This is a genomic window from Paenibacillus sp. NPDC058174 (assembly GCF_042883865.1).
In the GTDB taxonomy this organism is placed as follows: Bacteria; Bacillota; Bacilli; order Paenibacillales; family Paenibacillaceae; genus Pristimantibacillus.
Map to the genome: position 1 here is coordinate 67,872 of NZ_JBHVUY010000006.1, position 16,938 is coordinate 84,809.

16 protein-coding genes are annotated in these 16,938 nt (G+C 38.9%); 11 read left to right on the forward strand and 5 right to left on the reverse strand.

All coding sequences use genetic code 11. The annotated features are described in order from the left end of the window. Positions 1 to 11: 11 nt before the first annotated feature. The 4 genes from ACFVVF_RS23570 to ACFVVF_RS23585 all read left to right on the forward strand — a co-directional run bounded on the left by ACFVVF_RS23570 (position 12) and on the right by ACFVVF_RS23585 (position 2,736). Positions 12 to 563 (forward strand): methylated-DNA--[protein]-cysteine S-methyltransferase, encoded by a 552-nt coding sequence (locus ACFVVF_RS23570; protein ID WP_387814857.1) that lies wholly within the window; start codon positions 12 to 14, stop codon positions 561 to 563. A 47-nt stretch (positions 564 to 610) separates the two neighbouring features. Next, positions 611 to 1,222, forward strand: a complete 612-nt coding sequence (locus ACFVVF_RS23575) for a histidine phosphatase family protein (protein WP_387814859.1) — start codon at positions 611 to 613, stop codon at positions 1,220 to 1,222. 142 nt (positions 1,223 to 1,364) lie between these two features. After that, on the forward strand, positions 1,365 to 2,057 hold the full coding sequence (rnhA, locus tag ACFVVF_RS23580; protein ID WP_387815088.1) for a ribonuclease H: 693 nt from the start codon (positions 1,365 to 1,367) through the stop codon (positions 2,055 to 2,057). Positions 2,058 to 2,070: 13 nt separating this feature from the next. Continuing rightward, positions 2,071 to 2,736 carry a uracil-DNA glycosylase gene (locus ACFVVF_RS23585; RefSeq protein WP_387814861.1) on the forward strand — a complete coding sequence of 222 codons (666 nt, stop codon included), beginning with the start codon at positions 2,071 to 2,073 and terminating at the stop codon, positions 2,734 to 2,736. Between the two features lie 67 nt (positions 2,737 to 2,803). Here ACFVVF_RS23585 and ACFVVF_RS23590 read toward each other — a convergent pair whose 3' ends face one another. The 5 genes from ACFVVF_RS23590 to ACFVVF_RS23610 form a co-directional block, all read right to left on the reverse strand. Next, positions 2,804 to 3,790, reverse strand: a complete 987-nt coding sequence (locus tag ACFVVF_RS23590; RefSeq protein WP_387814863.1) for an S-layer homology domain-containing protein — start codon at positions 3,788 to 3,790, stop codon at positions 2,804 to 2,806. Between the two features lie 168 nt (positions 3,791 to 3,958). Next, positions 3,959 to 4,249, reverse strand: coding sequence for a hypothetical protein (locus ACFVVF_RS23595; protein ID WP_387814865.1), 291 nt, complete (start codon positions 4,247 to 4,249; stop codon positions 3,959 to 3,961). A 168-nt stretch (positions 4,250 to 4,417) separates the two neighbouring features. Beyond that, a complete protein-coding gene (locus ACFVVF_RS23600; protein ID WP_387814867.1) occupies positions 4,418 to 4,576 on the reverse strand; it encodes an asparagine synthase in 159 nt (52 codons plus the stop codon). A 94-nt stretch (positions 4,577 to 4,670) separates the two neighbouring features. Then, positions 4,671 to 4,892 carry a hypothetical protein gene (locus ACFVVF_RS23605; RefSeq protein ID WP_387814868.1) on the reverse strand — a complete coding sequence of 74 codons (222 nt, stop codon included), beginning with the start codon at positions 4,890 to 4,892 and terminating at the stop codon, positions 4,671 to 4,673. 299 nt (positions 4,893 to 5,191) lie between these two features. Next, a complete protein-coding gene (locus tag ACFVVF_RS23610; RefSeq protein ID WP_387814870.1) occupies positions 5,192 to 5,632 on the reverse strand; it encodes a hypothetical protein in 441 nt (146 codons plus the stop codon). Between the two features lie 266 nt (positions 5,633 to 5,898). Between ACFVVF_RS23610 and ACFVVF_RS23615 the strand changes: the two genes are divergently transcribed. From ACFVVF_RS23615 to ACFVVF_RS23645, 7 genes are all read left to right on the forward strand, one after another. After that, a complete protein-coding gene (locus ACFVVF_RS23615; protein ID WP_387814872.1) occupies positions 5,899 to 8,646 on the forward strand; it encodes an RNA dependent RNA polymerase in 2,748 nt (915 codons plus the stop codon). Then, positions 8,643 to 9,464: a hypothetical protein gene (locus ACFVVF_RS23620; protein WP_387814874.1), complete on the forward strand. Its 822-nt coding sequence runs from the start codon at positions 8,643 to 8,645 to the stop codon at positions 9,462 to 9,464. The genes ACFVVF_RS23615 and ACFVVF_RS23620 overlap by 4 nt, the downstream gene beginning before the upstream one ends. A 301-nt stretch (positions 9,465 to 9,765) precedes the next feature. Next, positions 9,766 to 10,476: a hypothetical protein gene (locus tag ACFVVF_RS23625; RefSeq protein WP_387814876.1), complete on the forward strand. Its 711-nt coding sequence runs from the start codon at positions 9,766 to 9,768 to the stop codon at positions 10,474 to 10,476. 32 nt (positions 10,477 to 10,508) lie between these two features. Next, complete coding sequence (locus ACFVVF_RS23630; protein WP_387814878.1) at positions 10,509 to 11,282, forward strand: hypothetical protein; 774 nt, start codon at positions 10,509 to 10,511, stop codon at positions 11,280 to 11,282. A 132-nt stretch (positions 11,283 to 11,414) separates the two neighbouring features. Then, a complete protein-coding gene (locus ACFVVF_RS23635; RefSeq protein ID WP_387814880.1) occupies positions 11,415 to 11,936 on the forward strand; it encodes a hypothetical protein in 522 nt (173 codons plus the stop codon). Between the two features lie 77 nt (positions 11,937 to 12,013). After that, on the forward strand, positions 12,014 to 12,298 hold the full coding sequence (locus ACFVVF_RS23640) for a hypothetical protein (RefSeq protein ID WP_387814881.1): 285 nt from the start codon (positions 12,014 to 12,016) through the stop codon (positions 12,296 to 12,298). Positions 12,299 to 12,391: 93 nt separating this feature from the next. Beyond that, positions 12,392 to 16,933: a hypothetical protein gene (locus ACFVVF_RS23645; RefSeq protein WP_387814883.1), complete on the forward strand. Its 4,542-nt coding sequence runs from the start codon at positions 12,392 to 12,394 to the stop codon at positions 16,931 to 16,933. Positions 16,934 to 16,938 lie beyond the last annotated feature (5 nt).

Below are 16,938 nucleotides of genomic sequence, written 5' to 3' on the forward strand. Positions count from 1 at the left end.
GCGATCGCATAATGAGAAAAACTTTGGTGTGGGACAAGCTAAACATAGAAGGCCGCGAGTGGCTGCTGCTGGCCACTGAACGCGGAGTATGCCGCATTATTTTTCCGCATGAGGGGCTTGAAGATTTTCGGGGCTGGATGCAGCGGATAGTGCCCGGCTCTGAGCCGCAGCAGGACGCAGCTGTAATAAAGGCGACAGGAATCGGCGAATGGCTGCAGTCTTATTTTGCAGGGGATGAGCCTGAGATTTCCAATATTCCGCTCGATCTGATCGGCACGTCGTTTCAGCAGCAGGTATGGAATGAGCTGGGACGTGTGCCTTATGGGGAAACGAGGACATATGGTGAAATTGCAGCTGCGGTTGGCAGGCCGCAGGCAGTACGTGCCGTTGGGGCAGCCAATGGCGCCAATCCGATTCCAGTTCTCCTGCCCTGTCATCGCATTATCGGGGCGAACCGCAAGCTGACAGGCTTCCGCGGCGGACTGGAGATGAAGCGTAAGCTGCTCGATCTGGAAGGGATTCAAGGTGTGGAGGATGGCGGTTATTCCAGATTCCTTTTTTAAGGTATAATGAATGTGTCGAATATTCAGCACAGATGGAGGCTTCTGACATGAACACTAAACTATACTTGGCTCGGCACGGAGAGACGGAATGGAATGTCGTTCACCGCATGCAAGGCTTCAAGGATTCCCCATTAACCGATCTTGGCAAGCAGCAAGCGGAATGGTTAAGAAGTGCAATGGATACTGTCCCTATAGATGTGATTTATGCAAGTTCCAGTCCGAGAGCCTTGCAGACCGCCCAGATTGTGCGTGGTGATAGAGAGATTCCTCTTGAAATCTCAGAAGCTTTTATCGAGATGGGATTTGGGATTTGGGAAGGACGGCTGCAGTCGGAAGTTCAGACGGAATATCCGGAGCAATGGGATCATTTCTGGAACAACCCTGACAAGTTTGAAATCGAAAGCAGCGAGACATACGCTGGGATGCAAGCTAGAGTTATAGATAAATTACAAGACATTCTAAACAATCATGCAGGGCAATCGATCCTTATTGTTACGCATACCGTCATTATTAAGCTGCTCATGGTTTATTTCGAAGGAAAAGAAATGAAACAGCTCTGGAGCCCGCCGGAAATTCATCCGACCAGTCTTTCCCGAATCGACATTGCCGATAATGTGCCTAAGGTTGTATTGCACGGAGACATCAGCCATTATCAATGACTGTAATCTAGGATTGCTGGAACTGCCCTCTCCCGTCTGCTATAATGGGATCAGAGCAAGGGTACATAACGATGAACTATATCCTCCTTCAGGGCGAGCGTTGAAGGGGGATTTTTATTGCCGCAAATAAGGGGTGTGAATGATGGCAGCAAGCAAGTATTATGTCGTTTGGGTTGGCAAAAAGACAGGCGTATACGGAACGTGGAAGGAATGCCAGGAGCAGGTCAACGGTTTTCCCGAAGCGAAATATAAGTCGTTTGAAACCAAGGCGCAGGCCGATCAGGCGTTCAAAGAGGGCTGGAAGGGCTATTGGGGAAAAGGCAGCTCAGCAAGCAAGCCGGGCAGCAGCAGCGCGTCTGCGGCGAAAGGGAAGCCGTACGCTAAGGTGGCAAGCAAAAGCACAGCACCTGTGCCTCAGGCCGCACTGGAAATCGATTATGACAGTATCTCGGTGGACGTAGGTACACGGGGGAATCCGGGTCCTGTAGAGTACAAAGGCGTGGATACGCAGACGGGTGACATATTGTTCTATGTGGGTCCCATTCCGAATGGAACGAACAACCTCGGCGAATTCATCGCTGTCGTTCATGCGCTTGATTATCTCAAGAAGCAGGGCAGCGGCAAAACGATCTACAGCGACTCCAGAACCGCGCTGGCATGGCTGCGCAACCAAAAGATCGCTTCCTCGCTAACGCGTGACGAATCGACGAAACGGATCTGGGAGCTTGCAGACTGGGCGCTGGAGTGGCTTCGCTCGAACTCGTACAGCAACCAGGTTGTGAAATGGAACACGGAAGAATGGGGAGAAATCCGGGCTGATTTCGGGAGGAAATAAGGGGGAAGAGAGCATGGAATTGAACAATGATTGGGGAGAACTGCTGAAGACCGAACAGGAGCAGCCTTATTATAAGAAGCTGGAGACATTTTTGAATGAGCGTTATGCATTAGCCAATGTGTATCCCGAACGTTCTGAGCTGTTTACAGCGCTGCAATATACGTCGCTAGCGGAGACGAAGGTCGTCATTCTCGGCCAAGATCCGTATCACGGGGAAGGGCAAGCACAAGGGCTAAGCTTTTCTGTTAAGCCAGGGGTAGCCATTCCGCCGTCCCTCCGCAACATTTACAAAGAATTGAATGACGATATTGGTTGTCCGATTCCAGCGCATGGCTCGCTGCTTTCTTGGGCCAAGCAGGGCGTACTGCTGCTCAATACCGTTCTATCGGTAGAAGAGGGGCAGCCTAATTCGCATAAAAAAGCCGGCTGGGAGCGCTTTACGGATCGGATCATCACCTTGCTTAACGAGCGGGAAAGACCGGTAGTGTTTATTCTATGGGGCAAGCATGCGCAGAATAAGGCATCATTCATAAATACGGCCAAGCATCCGGTTATCGCTACGGTACATCCGAGTCCACTGGCCGCGAGGAATGGATTTTTCGGCAGCAAGCCGTTTTCTAAGGCGAACGAATACCTTCGCGCCATCGGCAGCGATGAAGTTGACTGGTCGATTGAATAAGGAACTGTTGGTATGAAAATAAAAAGCGCCGATCTTCCTGTACTAGGAGGATTGGCGCTTTGTTGTTTTATCCGGAGATAGGGAAGCCGGTGGAGCCGCTTGCGGAGCCGCCTTCTTCAATCGGGAATCCAGTAGAACCATCAACCGATTGACCCGGTGCCGACAGAATTGGCTTCAGCTTCGCATCAATATAAGTCGATACTGATTTTTCCGTTACAACTTGCGGATAGATTTTATCCGGATCTGGCTTTCCAACTTCGACATGAATAACCGCTTGATCGCCTTCAAAGGAGATGGAGGTGATATGAAGTCCATAGCCAGGATGAGGAAGCTGCGCGGTGATCGTCACTTTTGTGATGTCGGCATTGACCTTCTCAGTCGTCAGCTTGTAATCCACAGCCGGCGTTGGATCTGTTACAGGAGGCGTATTTTGCACGAATTCTATAGCATCATACAGCCAAGCTGCTGATTCTCCACGGGTAATTGCTGTTTTTGGATTGAAGTTTTGTTTCGCATCCAGGCTGGCGATTTTCAGAATGAGCAGCTTTTGAATGCTGTCCATGTACTCGGCATTGACGCTTTTCTCATCATTCAGCACAACATACTGTTTGGTGAAGGCGAAGTCGCCTTTTGTCAGGATTGCTTTGAACAAATGATGGGCGAATTGCTCGCGGGTCATTTCGTCTTCAGCTTTAACATCGACAGGAATGTCGAGTCCGTTGTATTGAGCGATAATAACAGCATTGGAGTACCAAGCGTCATCTTTAAGGTTTTTAAAGTGGTCTGTTACCTTTGGCGCTTTGATAAAACGGATGTTGTCGATGTTCAGTCCCAAGCCTTTTACAATCATCGAAATGCCGGCAGCATAAGTAAGCTTGCCATTCGGATTGAACTTGCCGTCTTTTTCCCCGCCGATGATGCCTTTTTTCTGGAGCGCTTCGATCTTGCTTTCATTCGGATTGTTCTTCGTATCGCTGAAAGCCCATACTGATTGACTTAAAGAAAATACGAGCAGCATCGTTAACGCTATTACGATTAACGGTTTTTTTCTCATGGGATCATCTCTTTTCTTCTAGTATTTGCTATAGCATAAAGTTTGACGGAGAAGTCGGCTGCAATGTTGCAGTCACGAAAATAAAAATAAAAAACGGTAACAAAGTCCCGAAAATCGGGCTGTTACCGTTTAATTTTTGCCAATAAAGCGGGGTAATAACCTAATTAATTAGTGCAGAGTTGCGGCTGGCAGCTCGACGGTCGTTCTTGGATATTTGTAATCGTCGCGGAAGCAGGTCGTGTCGCTGTCGTAAGCGGACTGGGACAGGCGGTGAGATATTTCAAATACCGGCAGTTTCGGGTTGACGTGAAGCGCAGAATCGTAAAATGAGCATCTATTGAAATCGAAGTTTAAAGTCGTAATGATGATGACACAGTTCGTAAAGGTGCACCCGATAAAATGGAATCCGTCAAACGCGATCGTTTCGCTGGTGAAATGTTCGTTCTCTATTACTTTCATTTTTTCACTCTCCTATACATGGTTGAGACAGCATGGAGATTATTGTAACAGATGACGGATACAATATTTGTCATAATTTGAATCTGCAATTGGATTATTTATCGACATCATTAGCTCACAAAAAAAGAAGGAGGCTGAACGCCTCCCCCTCCTCGGATCTTGCCAAGCTTAGCGATGCTCGACTAAATCAATCGCACCCAATACAATATGGGCCAGACCAAAGCCAAGAACACCAGTACCAATAAGCTTATACTTGCTTTTGAGCAGTGAAGCACCAGAAGCTGTAACTACGGTTCCAAGAACGGCAGGAATCAAGCCTTCGCGCATTTTCAACACTCCTTAGGCATAGTTTGGCAAGACAAGGTAGTTATGCTTCAAAAGGGCGGATTTCATTCATTGGATAATTTTCATCCTTCTTTTATTAGTCTGCTTGAAGAGCCTTCGTCCACTCCACATTTATTCCACGTACTGCTCTTATGTACAATGTGTCTTCTTTACCTTTTACGTGAACATCCATATCAATGCTATCTATATTTGTATCGTTAAGGACATACTGAGCGTAGTCCAAAGCAGAATTTTCAGAGTCAGAGTCAACCATATATTGAATTGGAATATATACAAATCCTTTTACAACGTGTTTCATTTTATTCTCCTTATCTTAGATGTAGTTTGATTTTCAGTAAAACATATAAAAATTACTTAAGTTGAAACTTACTTGCTGGTAATCATTATCGCTATATTATTAGATTGTGATGATGTTAATCAATCCTTTCAGGTAAAAAGTCATGCCTACAATCAAATAGTAAATGGAGAGACCTATTTTTTCACTACCAAAGTATAGTTTTTTTTGGCTTTACAAATATATGGAGATGTGCAGAATGTGTTTGATTTGATGAAATATGTCGAAATTTAGGGAATTATTAGTTATGTTATCGAAATTTATTAGGATATTTCATCAAAAACATTGCGTTTTAATATATATTTTGAATTCTTCTTTGTTAGTTTATAGGCTAGGTCATTTTCTACACCGAGAATGGCCCTAATCTTAGGCGCATACTTTGAGTGCATAAAAACAGTCGGAACGTTTAGCTGCTTTGCTTCCTGCAGACTTGTCACATCAGCAAATATGATGCTGTTTAGACTGCTATGAAGCTTTTTCATTTTATTAGTGTTGACGAATACATAGCGGTCAGAGGCTGTAAATTCATACTCCTCTATAATTTCCTTCAATCCGATTTCAGTGATAGGCAATAATAGCTCATATTTGTCCGAACCCACCCTGGTAAAACTATCATTATTAAATACAAAGTACAGTATTTCGTTAATGCTAATTAATTCGTATTTTCCTGTATTCGGATTCTTTACTCGCAACATATCAGTCACTTCAATTTCCTCCCTAGATATTAATATATAGAAGAAGGGAAATTCCTTCTTGTAATTATAATTTTACTAATACATGTTTGATAAATTTTAGTTCCTAAATCTAATGTGTCTATACTTTGTTTATTAAATAGAATTTTTAACTGATTAATGTTATTGCATGATTAGATTAAGACCTGGGCTGGTATGTTAAAGTACTTGATACTTATCCTTTAAAAGTGTAAAGTTTCATTATGTGCAGTTTATAGGATAAAACATTTCAAAAGAGGGTGTTTATTATTAAGAAAAAGCTAAATCAATACTATGTTTATAAAATTAGATCATCAAGACTAAAAAGTAATAATTGGAATCTTAATCTTTCGCCAGAAGAGGCTAGGTGCAATAGAGAGGTTGTTAAGCTCGCGGAAAGCCAGGTTATTCGTTTTATTAATCAAATTACTCACAATAGCTTTACTTACGAGGATACTCAAAAAATTAATAGAGAGATTAAAACAATTAGCAGACTGCCTGACACCCAAATAAATCGTACTCGAATTAAGCAGCTCCGAAATTTATTGGATGAAAAATTATTTTTACAAGATTACATAATGGTCATCATGGATTCAATGAAAGATTACGATGTTGTTAGTAAATCATTTGTATTTAATGGGCTTCGTTTTTATCGTTTGTTTGCTACTGCAGGGGGAGCCAAAAAAGGTGTTGTTGTCTTCGCTAGCGAGAGAGTGTACGAGCAGTTGAAAGCAAAATTAAATAACGGAAGGGATCAAACAAAACAACTGGTTCCTGCCAAGTTTGAAGCTTACAAGTCTCTTGTTAGCAGCGCCAGTATACCTGTTTCTTTGATTCATCCCAAAAGTGTTGCTGTAATTGAAGATTATAGGCATAAAATATATAAAGACGTTACATTAATCAGTAACGATGAGGAACTATCAATTAAAGAAATAAAAAATTTTGAACTTGAGCTCAATATAAATGATGGTTATGGATTTATTAGCTATCGACTAGCCGAGCATTGGCGGAAGGAATTAGGGCTGGACTATGTTCCTAGCGGTTTTTGCATTCGTTTTGGCTTTACCAAAGGAATGCTTTTTGTTTTTGATTACCATCTGTTTGCTGAAGAGGAAGCAAAGACGAATGTTTATACAGATGTCTGGGGTAATTCACATTCTGATTTAAATGATATCGATATGGTGTTGACTGCTTCAATGGCAAAATTGTGGTCTAGCTACAGTGATATCAATCAATTCATGGAATGCAATTGGAAGAACGGTTACACATTCTCTATTACTAAAGTGATGCCTCAAAAATTAGAGAATGAACGCAATCTAACTTATCAATTTATTCAATCGTTGGAATTATCGGACGAAGACATAGACAATCTAACGAAACCAACTGTAAATTTCATTAAAGATGCAATGGGAGGAGATTGGAGGAAGAGCCTATTATTTCTTAAAGGTATCCATTTAACAGATAAAAGTGTTGATGATTTGGAGTATGATTTCGCTCATGCTCTTATGCTGGAGCCAAAAATGATTGACGATCCTTTTGTAGCAGGCAACATAAAAAAGATGATTCGTAAAATGATTAATGATGCTAAGCTTGGCAGGCTCAGAGTAAACGGCAATTATCAAACAATCGGTGGCGATCCTTATGCCTTGTCGCAGCATATGTTCAATATGCCTGTCACTGGCCTGCTAGGCGAGGGGGAATTCTACTCAGATTATTGGAATGAAAGAAATGTAGAAAGGATTGCAGGCTTTAGAGCGCCGATGTCCTGTCATGAAAATATCCGTATTTTGAAATTGAATAACGATAAAAAACTTAAAAAGTGGTATAAATATCTTGATACAGTTATTATTTTTAACGCATGGGATGCCACAACTCATGCATTAAACGGTGCAGATTTTGACGGTGACCAGCTTATGACAACTAATAATCCTATCATACTACACAGCATTGTAGAGTCGAATGCAATTATTTGTGAACAAGGAACTGCAATTCCAAAAATCATTGAGGAGATTGATCTTATACGTGCAAATAAACAAAGTAAAGGTGATGATATTGGTGTTATCACGAATAAAGCGACTGCAATGTATGATATGTTGTCTTTTTTTTCAAAGGACAGTCAGCAGTATAAAGAGTTGTCTCAACGGATAAAACGTTGTCAAAAGCTTCAGCAGGACAGTATTGATCGTGCAAAGGGCATCGAAGGGCAGAAAATGCCTAAAGTCTGGTATGATGCTAACGCTAATATAGTTAGAGATTTTGATTCCAAGGAGATCCTCTCGAAAGATGAGTTTAATCTAAGTATTGTAACGGATAAGAACCCTTATTTTATGATTTACAGCAATGATGAGATGAAAAAAAAGCATGATACCTATATGAAAAATTCAAATAAAAGCGCTATGAATCGTTTTGGAATCGAGTTGTTTGAATTACTAGCGAAAGTGAATCGCACAGAAGAAGAAGAGAGCTTTGTTCATTATTATAATCAGATGAATCCTTGTACGCATGGGGAAAGTACGATGAATAAAATATGCAAAAAAATTGAGAATGAATTTAAAAGATCTAGAACTAACAATCAGCCATTTGATTATTCAATTCTGAAGTCAGATGCAACTTATGAAAAGCCTGTATTTGATGAAATGAAAAAATTGTATGATGAATATGTCTTTGCAGTTGCTGTGTATGAGCAAGCGCTTGAGCATGCAGCTGGAGAGGAAAACGGACGTACCAGTCAAAGAGATGTGCTTAAAGACCGATTTAGGTTTCTAGCCTTAAATATTTGCAGCAATGAAGATGTACTATGTAATATTGTTATTGATATGCTTTATTCAAATAATAATTCGAAACAGTTTGTGTGGGATATAGCAGGAGATACGATTATTCGTAATTTAAGGAAGCGCTCCAATTACATGATTACTTATTTAGAATTGGATATGCAGGGCGATGTTGAATTTGCAGGAGAAAGATTTAGTGTGAAGAGGAAACGAGTGAAGGAGGGCGATATAGAATGAATTTTTTGCTAAACGAAAGAATGTTGCTGGAGGAAGCACTGAAGCTGAGAAAGATTAAAGACGAGAAGCCCACACATACTTTTCAAGTTCTAATTAAACACTTTTTTAAAGAAGGGCTAAATAAAACCGAAGTGTTGTTAGAGCTTGAGAAGTTTCTGCAAGGGAATTATAAATATAATTTCGTAAGATTAGAGAGTCTGCTTCGTAAGATGATAAACTCTATTCATAAGAACTACATGGAAATCGCGGACGACTATAAGTACCGTTTGAATGAAATTACGCAGCTGTCGATTCCAAAAAGAGAGTTGGATGTGATTACCGCCTTGAAAAAAACGAATGGTGAAGAAGATTTAGAGTTGCAAAAATTTGCATTTAGTATTTTAGTTACAGCTAGATTGAAAAATTTACTGAGGGTCAACGAGGAAAAACTGGATCTATTTGATGATCATAGAGAAATAATAAAAGATGCTCAATTATCTAATGAAGTTAAGACACGTAAAAAACGAATGTTATTTGAGCTAAAAGAAAAAGGCTTGATTGAAGTTCCTTTGAAAATAACGAGTACAAAGTGTAAAGCGCTATTTATAACTAACGATACCGATAAAGAGATCACCATAACGGATTTTAATAACTCTATTTTATACTTTTTAAAATGGAAAGGTGAAAAAGGAATTATTGATTGTGCGAAATGCAATGCAATAGTAAGAAGAAAGACCAATAATCAAAAATATTGCAGAAATTGTTCGGTTGATGCTGATCGAGAGTTGGCACGTAATCGAATGAAAACGAACCGGATATTAAGTTCGATTCAGAAATGAGAATAAAACATATAAAAAAACTATTCAATATTATAATTTGCGTTAAACCTCTAATGTGATAGGGAATACCAGGTCACATACATGGCATAAGCTAATCAAATGGAACCTGGATTCATTCCAAGCAGGGCAGAGAGATACACTCTGCTCTTTTTCATGTTTACCTATAAGGAGGTGATGGGGAATGCACAAGTAGTGAAGGTTAACGATGATTAGTCCGTTTAGAAGTTAAGCAAAGCAATAGACTGTAGGACTAAGGTTATAATCGCAGATTATACTGCGGTCTACAAATTAGGTGATGCGAGTGTCGAATGAACTCAACTATCTTTCAGGTTTGCCCGTCCATATTAATGAAATTCCGATCTATCCGCTATCTTTGAAAGAAATTGCAGGACTAGGCGAACCGTTATTTAACATTTACTTAGGTTGTCTTTTAATTAACGATAACCATATTCCTGAGCTTAAAAAACTAAATATTGATGTATTCGATTATCTATGTGTGCTTAGCACATTGAAATATGAAGATGGTCTGATATTTAAGTCGGCCTTAGAGCTGGTTACCAAATGTAAAATCGAGGTCCAAATAATAGATGACAAAGTGCATATGTTATTGGATGAAAAATTCATTTTGGACCGTAAAACATTCTCCTTAATACAACTTGTCATTCGGGAGCAATATTTTCTGTCTGATTCAACTCCGAATCATAAATTTAATCCAGCAAATGACAAAGCCAGAGAGTTGAAAGAGAAACTCGACAAAATTAAGAATAAACTTAGTAAAGACAATAAAGATAATCAAATTAATTTAAACGATATTATTTCTATTGTTGCTTCTTATACGCCAAACCTTAATATCCTTGATGTATGGAACCTAACGGTTTATCAGCTTTATCATTTGTACATTCGGCTTATTATGAAAGATACATATGAGTCTGAATTTCAACAGCTTTTACAAGGTGCTGATCCTAAGAAGCTGACTCTTAAACATTGGATTGCAAAAGTAGAAGGAAAATAAAATCAAATTATTTATATCAGGAGGAATTATATATGGGTTTGCAATATGGAATTAAAGAGGTACTGAATCTTTCTATCGTGGATTATGCAACAAATAAGCCTGTACTTTACTCGGATTATGCAGCGGTTAGCTCTAATGCAAATACTGCGGAGAGACTGAAAATCAAAGGCGGCTGGGGCAATGTCGACCAGCTCTCGTTTGATCACTCCCGTGAATCGACAATTAATGTGACGATGCCGTTAGTTGATCTGAAGGCTGTTGCAATGCTTACCGGCGAAGACCTGGTTACAGGCGCATCGGATATTTTCAAACGCGAAGTACTTGTTGTTGCAGCTGATAACACAGTAAAACTTTCTGCAGCACCACTTGCAAATAGTCTTTTTGTAGCTGATCTGGCAGGTGTTCGCGATTATGGTAAAGAAATTACGCTAGGTTCTGCGACTCCTGCGGCTGGGCAATATGCAATTAACGATAAGGTGATCTCGTTGAATGCTACAAGTCATCCTGAAGGTTCGGAAATCGTCGTTACTTATCTGTATGCATCGGCAACTACAGCAAAGAAAATTTCGATTCGCGGCAACAAGTTTCCTAAAGCAGTCAAAATTTATGGCACAGGCCTTGCACGCAATCAAGAGGATGAGAAGGACTATCCTGTTCATGTGACGGTTCATAAAGCGCGGCCACAGGCAAACTTTACATTTACTATGGAAGGTACAAATGCAACAAATCTTGAAATTGTGTTTGATACATTTACAGTGGTAGATACAGAGGGTCATCAGCAATTGGTTGACTATGTTTTTGAATAAAAATAAACATGAGGGAGACTTCGGTCTCTCTCTTTTATTTATGTCCAAACATAGTTTTATTAAAGAGCTATTGTAATTTATCTACGTTTGAGGCGTAAAACTCAAATGATGCAAGAACAGGAGAGGTTAATAATGAATCAAACCAATAATTTAGATATCGATCAAATGGATGCAGTCTATCGCACTACAGCGAGAATTCAATTGAATGAACAGACACATATTGATGTATACCCTCACTTTGATCCAATTCAGCGAATGAAAACGGTCAATGAGTTTATGAATGTGTATACTAAAAAGCTCCTAGATATAACTAAAAAATCAAAACTCAAAAAAAGCGATCAAATGGATAAGGATAAATTTGATAAACTGTTTAATCAATTATTAGGGGTCGAGAAAACGACAACGATTGCGGTCGCTCTTATTGTATTAAACTTTACAAGCATTATTTATTCTTCGAGAACCTATGATGGTCTTCTCAATCTTATTGCTAAAATTGTGGATTTGAAATTCGATGAAGCGATCCTTTCTGCATTCGATCAAGCTTCTTTCAGTACGCTAATGCAAGAAATCTCTGACGGCATTAACAGTCTTACTGATCAAGTTGCAAAGACGGCCCAAGAGCAGGTTCAGACTGAAGTTCCTGGATCAGAATGATTCCTTCAAAAAAATGAAGCTTAAAAAAGGAGTGATAAGCTAAACTCGCGTCTTTTTAGGCTGGAGGTGTATTGAGATTGGATTTTGAAAGCAAAAAAAAACTTTTGTTTGAGGAAGGGCAATTTCTTTCCTTTATTCGGGAGACAGCTGGAATTACGTTAGAAGAATTATGTGGCGAAACTAATATATCTTTCGAAAAGCTATTAGAATTCGAAGACGGTTATATGAAATCAGTGGATGAGTATAACCTGGTTTGTGAGCATTACTTGAAATCACTTTTAAAAGTGTCGAGAAAAAAAGGGATAAATATTATTAAAGTTATACAAAAGCTAGCTAAAACAGATTTAGAAATTTATCAATAGTGATCCACTATTACATAAATATATGGAAGAACACCTAATAGCGGACATCTAATGTCCGCTTTATTTTTTTCATATTAGAGAGAGGGTTAAATTATGACGCAAAATTTACAAATCAAAGCAGGAACAGGTCTTGGCTCCAAAGAGGTAACTGCAGAACTCAATAAGACGCTTAAGCTTTATGAGCAGATTGCAAAGCTTAGATTCGATAATCTGAATAAAAGCTTTTCTGAATTGAACAAGCAAATGAATGAATTAAAGGGTACTATACAAGGTTTCACAAGTTTTGAGTCTATACTTCAACGAAGTATAGCGATGTTGAATAATCTGGGGCAGACCATTTCGACAATAAATCATTCAAGGATTGAAATTGCTATCGAAGGTTTTGATGAACGCTATGCTGAACTATCGGCCACAGCGGCACAAAACGTACCAAGTATGCCTTCCAGTGAAGCCATTGACGCGATTACAACTGCATTGGCTGCGCTGAATAAGGAAGGCGATAAAAGCGCATCTTTTTTTGATCATTTAAGTGCCCTTGACTCCGCATTTAGTATTGCGACTGCGGTAAAAGACATATTAGGCTTTACTGGTGTTTTAAATATTGCAACGCTATCTGTTGCTGGATTAAAAGCTGCATTGAAGGGACTCGCATTGACCACAGGGGTAGGAGCAATATTAACAGTTATTAGTTTTGCAGCAGATAAGCTAATTAATTCTTTTGCTAAATCAAAAGATTCTAGTGAGGCATTTGAACAATCACTAACCACTTTATCTGATCGCATGAGTGAGTTAGTAAGATTGAGAGAATTACAAACTGAATATCAAAACTTGGCCCAAAGTTTAAATCTCACCTCGCAAGAGAAAAGTAGGCTCTCGAAGGTTGAAGAGGAATTAGGTTCTAAATATGGTGTTGTTTTTAAACATCTTGGAGATCAAAAAGAAGCCTATGATAGCAACAATAGAGCAATTCAACAGAGAGTAGATCTTTTAAATGAGGAAATTCGATTAGAGCGGGAGAAGCTCTCCTTAGAATATCATGAGGACGAATCTTCAATTGATAAAAATATCAAAAAAAATAAAAAAAAGGTAGAAAAAAACAAGCAAGCTTATGATCAAGTTAGAGAGAAGTATGATGAATACAAACAGAATGTTGAAGATAAAAAGGTTTTGAACAGTAGTGATTATAATTATTCGGACAAGTATAATTTTTTTGCAAATGCTGGAAGTGATGACAAACTTGAAAACAATAAGGTAAAGATGATAGGCGAGGAACTTGCGAGACAACTTAACGATGCTCGTGAGAAATTCCAAACTTCAAATACTGAATTACAAAAAGTAGTGAAGATTGCGGATGTAGCTTTAAAAGCAGATTTTGCATCTTATGTTGAAGCAATGCGTGCATCGGGTGTTGAGGTTAAGAATACGACAAGTCTTATGTTTGATGCACTTGCTTCGACAGCTTCCTTGAACGGAATAAAACTGGATAATTCACAGCTTAGGGACTTCTTTGATGTTGTTAATACAGATCAGATTAGTAATTTAGAAGATGCTCGAATGGTATTTAGAAAATTACCAGAATCAATTGGTTTGAATGAAAAGGCGTTTAATGATCTAAATGTTGCTTTAACGAATCTCTCTTATGAAGATGCAAAAAATGGGACGAATGCGTTTAAAGAAGTCTTAGATAGCTCCTCTGGAAATACTGAAAGATTGCGGGAAGCTTATGCTAGTTCAGCAAATGATATTAAAAAAGTGAACCAAGCCATACATGATTTAAATAGTGGTCAATTGCTATCTTCTGAGACAGTAGCAGATTTGATACTAAAATATCCAGAATTAGCTGCGCAGTCCAAACAAGTTGCTGGTGGCTGGGAGATTGAAACAAAAGCACTGGAGAAAGTTAGAAAAGAAGAGAATGAAAGGTTTTTAAATAAAGTTAAAGGTGATAAGGAAATAACACAATCTACCATTAATTCAATAAGAACCAGGATAAAATTGTATGAGGTTGAGTTGGAGACGCTTCAGAAGTTTACTAGCAAACTGCCGAGTCCGTTTCTTGGTGGAACAGGAATTAATAATGTTATAAATCCACCAACAGTTAAAAAACTTCCTTCTAAATCGGAATTGGAAGAAAAAATACAGTTGGAAAAAGATAAACTAAAAATTGAAGAAGATAAACTAAATACCCAACTAGCACAAATAGATACTATTGAAAAGACGTTTAACGACAAAAATTTCGGCGTATCTTCGTCAAATTCATCAAATCCATCAAATCCATCAAAATCTTCTTCTTCACAAGACAATGACCTGCCTAGGCTCCAAGATGCTACCCAAGCCAGAATCAATGCAATGAATAAGCTGGCAGATGAGCAAAAGAAGCAAAATGAGAAATTAAAAGCAGGCGCCACTATTGCGGCCAATAGTGGAGATTATATGAATGCCATATTAAATGCGAATAAGTTATACGCTGGTCAAACTGCCGAAATTAATAATCTCACTTCAGCAAATTATAAGCTAGTGGCTGCACAAAAGGAGGTTCAGAAATCTAATCAGAATGATATGTCTGAATGGATTGATGATAACGGCGAGGCTACAGAGGACTATATTAAACTGTTTAATAAGACAAAAAGTGGTAGCGCGCAGGATGCTCTTCAAAAGCAATTTGATCAATACAAAATGTTAACAATGGCTATTCGGGAGAATAGAAGTGAAAGAGAAAAACTGTACCAAGATCTTCCGGAGACTAGTAAGTTGATGATGGAATATATTAAAGCTTCTTCCGATAGTTTGACCAGCAAAGCGGAAAGAAAAATATCTTTGTTGGGAAGTATCAATACGCAGGAGGAGAAAAATAAGCTAGTTAAATACAGTGAAGAAATCTCTAATGCATTAAAGCAGGAGAATAATAGAATTTGGGCAGAAATTGCTAAGTTTAATAAAATCATCAATGATCCTAAAGCCTCTGCCGATCTTAAAGCTGCAGCCAAGCAATCCCTTGAAGATTACAAAAATTATGCAAATGAATTGAACCTGGAAAGAGTAACTCAAGCAGAGAAGTCTGGTCAAATTCAAGCAGATGCTATCGTATTTGGCTTTAACAAGAAAATTGAAGATCTTCAGTATAGGAAGTCGTTGCTTGGAAATTCTGAAGAGGATGTTAAAAAGGCGAAGCAAATTGATGCTGAAATGAATCAAGTCCGATTGGCAGCTCAAGCTAAATTCAATGCTCAAATTATTGAGCTCGAAAGAAAACTTACTACAGATCTAACAGAAACAGAGCGGATGAGAGTGCAGACCAAGCTGGATGGTTTGCGGGAGGCTAACAAAGCTTATGCAGTAGAGCTGGCTAATTATCAAAAAGCAGAGTACGAGGCCAGGGAAAAGTTCGCAGATACCGTAATCAATAATTATAAAAAGGTGCTTGAACAAGAGAGAAAGCTTCGGGAGGACGCGCTTAAAGCTGAAAAGAAAGCGGAAGATGACCGTCATGAAACCGTAATGAAAAATCTCGATGAAGAGTTGAGCGGTTATGAAAAACAAATCAACGCTAAAATTAAAGCGTTAGACATAAACAATAGCGAAGAGGATCATAACGAGCAATTAGATAAGCTGTTGAAGGAAAAAGCAGCGATTGATAATAAAATTAGTGTATTAGCATTAGATGATTCCTTTGAAGCGAAAGCAAAGCGAAAAACTTTAGAGGAAGAGCTGGCACTAAAGAATGAAGAAATTGTTAAATTCCAACGGGATAGAGAACGGCAGCTTAAAAAGGAAGGTTTGCAGGATCAGTTAGATGATCGTAAAGCGACCATTGAACAAGAAAAGAAAGCAGAAGATGAAAAGAATAAAAGCAATATTAAAAATATTGAACAACTTATTGAGAAAAACAATTTAAAATATAAAGGCCTTTTAGAAGATGAGCAAAGCTTTTATCAAATGAAGCAAGATTTAATGAGCGGAGATACAGCAAAAATTCAATCTCAGCTTTCTATCGTGAACGAAGCATATGGACAATTATACAAAAATATTCTTGCGAATTCCGAACTTTATGGTGAAATGATCAACCAAAATCTTATTAATGCTTTCAAACTCGATCAAGATTATGCTAACTCAGGCGCTGGAATACCTAAAAACACAGCAAAACAATCTGCTTGGCAGGAATATTTGAACAATAAAAAAGAAGCAGAAGATCTGGGCAGCAAAAAAGACGGGAGATTTCAAGAGCTGGCTAAAAGAAATGCAGAGCTTAGAGAGATTTGGAAATTCCAGGACGGCAAATATGAATCCTTGAAAGATGTTAAAGTTTTTCACGAAGGCGGAGAGGTCGGAGAAGAAGGCACGAGTACTCAAAAGTGGTGGGACCGTCTCAAAAATGATGAGGTCCCTTCCATTCTCAGAAAAGGCGAGGTCGTGCTTGATAATCCGTTAGAGTTCATTAGCAGAATGGCCCGCAATGCGATGTCCAATCTAGGCAATAGCTTGAATTTCATCAATAGTGCTGCTCCCGCGGCTGCTGCAAATTATTATTCAGTAAATATTGATAAAGTGATGGGTGACGAAAAAGGTGCCAGAATGGTAACCGATTATATGCTGGATGCGTTAAATAAAATGAATCGAAAAGGAAAAAGGGTATAGGAGCC

Coding starts and splice junctions, on each gene's coding strand:
- ACFVVF_RS23570 (WP_387814857.1), top strand. CDS start 12: ATGAGAAAAACTTTGGTGTGGGACAAGCTAAACATAGAAGGCCGCGAG.
- ACFVVF_RS23575 (WP_387814859.1), top strand. CDS start 611: ATGAACACTAAACTATACTTGGCTCGGCACGGAGAGACGGAATGGAAT.
- rnhA (WP_387815088.1), top strand. CDS start 1,365: ATGGCAGCAAGCAAGTATTATGTCGTTTGGGTTGGCAAAAAGACAGGC.
- ACFVVF_RS23585 (WP_387814861.1), top strand. CDS start 2,071: ATGGAATTGAACAATGATTGGGGAGAACTGCTGAAGACCGAACAGGAG.
- ACFVVF_RS23590 (WP_387814863.1), bottom strand. CDS start 3,790: ATGAGAAAAAAACCGTTAATCGTAATAGCGTTAACGATGCTGCTCGTA.
- ACFVVF_RS23595 (WP_387814865.1), bottom strand. CDS start 4,249: ATGAAAGTAATAGAGAACGAACATTTCACCAGCGAAACGATCGCGTTT.
- ACFVVF_RS23600 (WP_387814867.1), bottom strand. CDS start 4,576: ATGCGCGAAGGCTTGATTCCTGCCGTTCTTGGAACCGTAGTTACAGCT.
- ACFVVF_RS23605 (WP_387814868.1), bottom strand. CDS start 4,892: ATGAAACACGTTGTAAAAGGATTTGTATATATTCCAATTCAATATATG.
- ACFVVF_RS23620 (WP_387814874.1), top strand. CDS start 8,643: ATGAATTTTTTGCTAAACGAAAGAATGTTGCTGGAGGAAGCACTGAAG.
- ACFVVF_RS23630 (WP_387814878.1), top strand. CDS start 10,509: ATGGGTTTGCAATATGGAATTAAAGAGGTACTGAATCTTTCTATCGTG.
- ACFVVF_RS23635 (WP_387814880.1), top strand. CDS start 11,415: ATGAATCAAACCAATAATTTAGATATCGATCAAATGGATGCAGTCTAT.
- ACFVVF_RS23645 (WP_387814883.1), top strand. CDS start 12,392: ATGACGCAAAATTTACAAATCAAAGCAGGAACAGGTCTTGGCTCCAAA.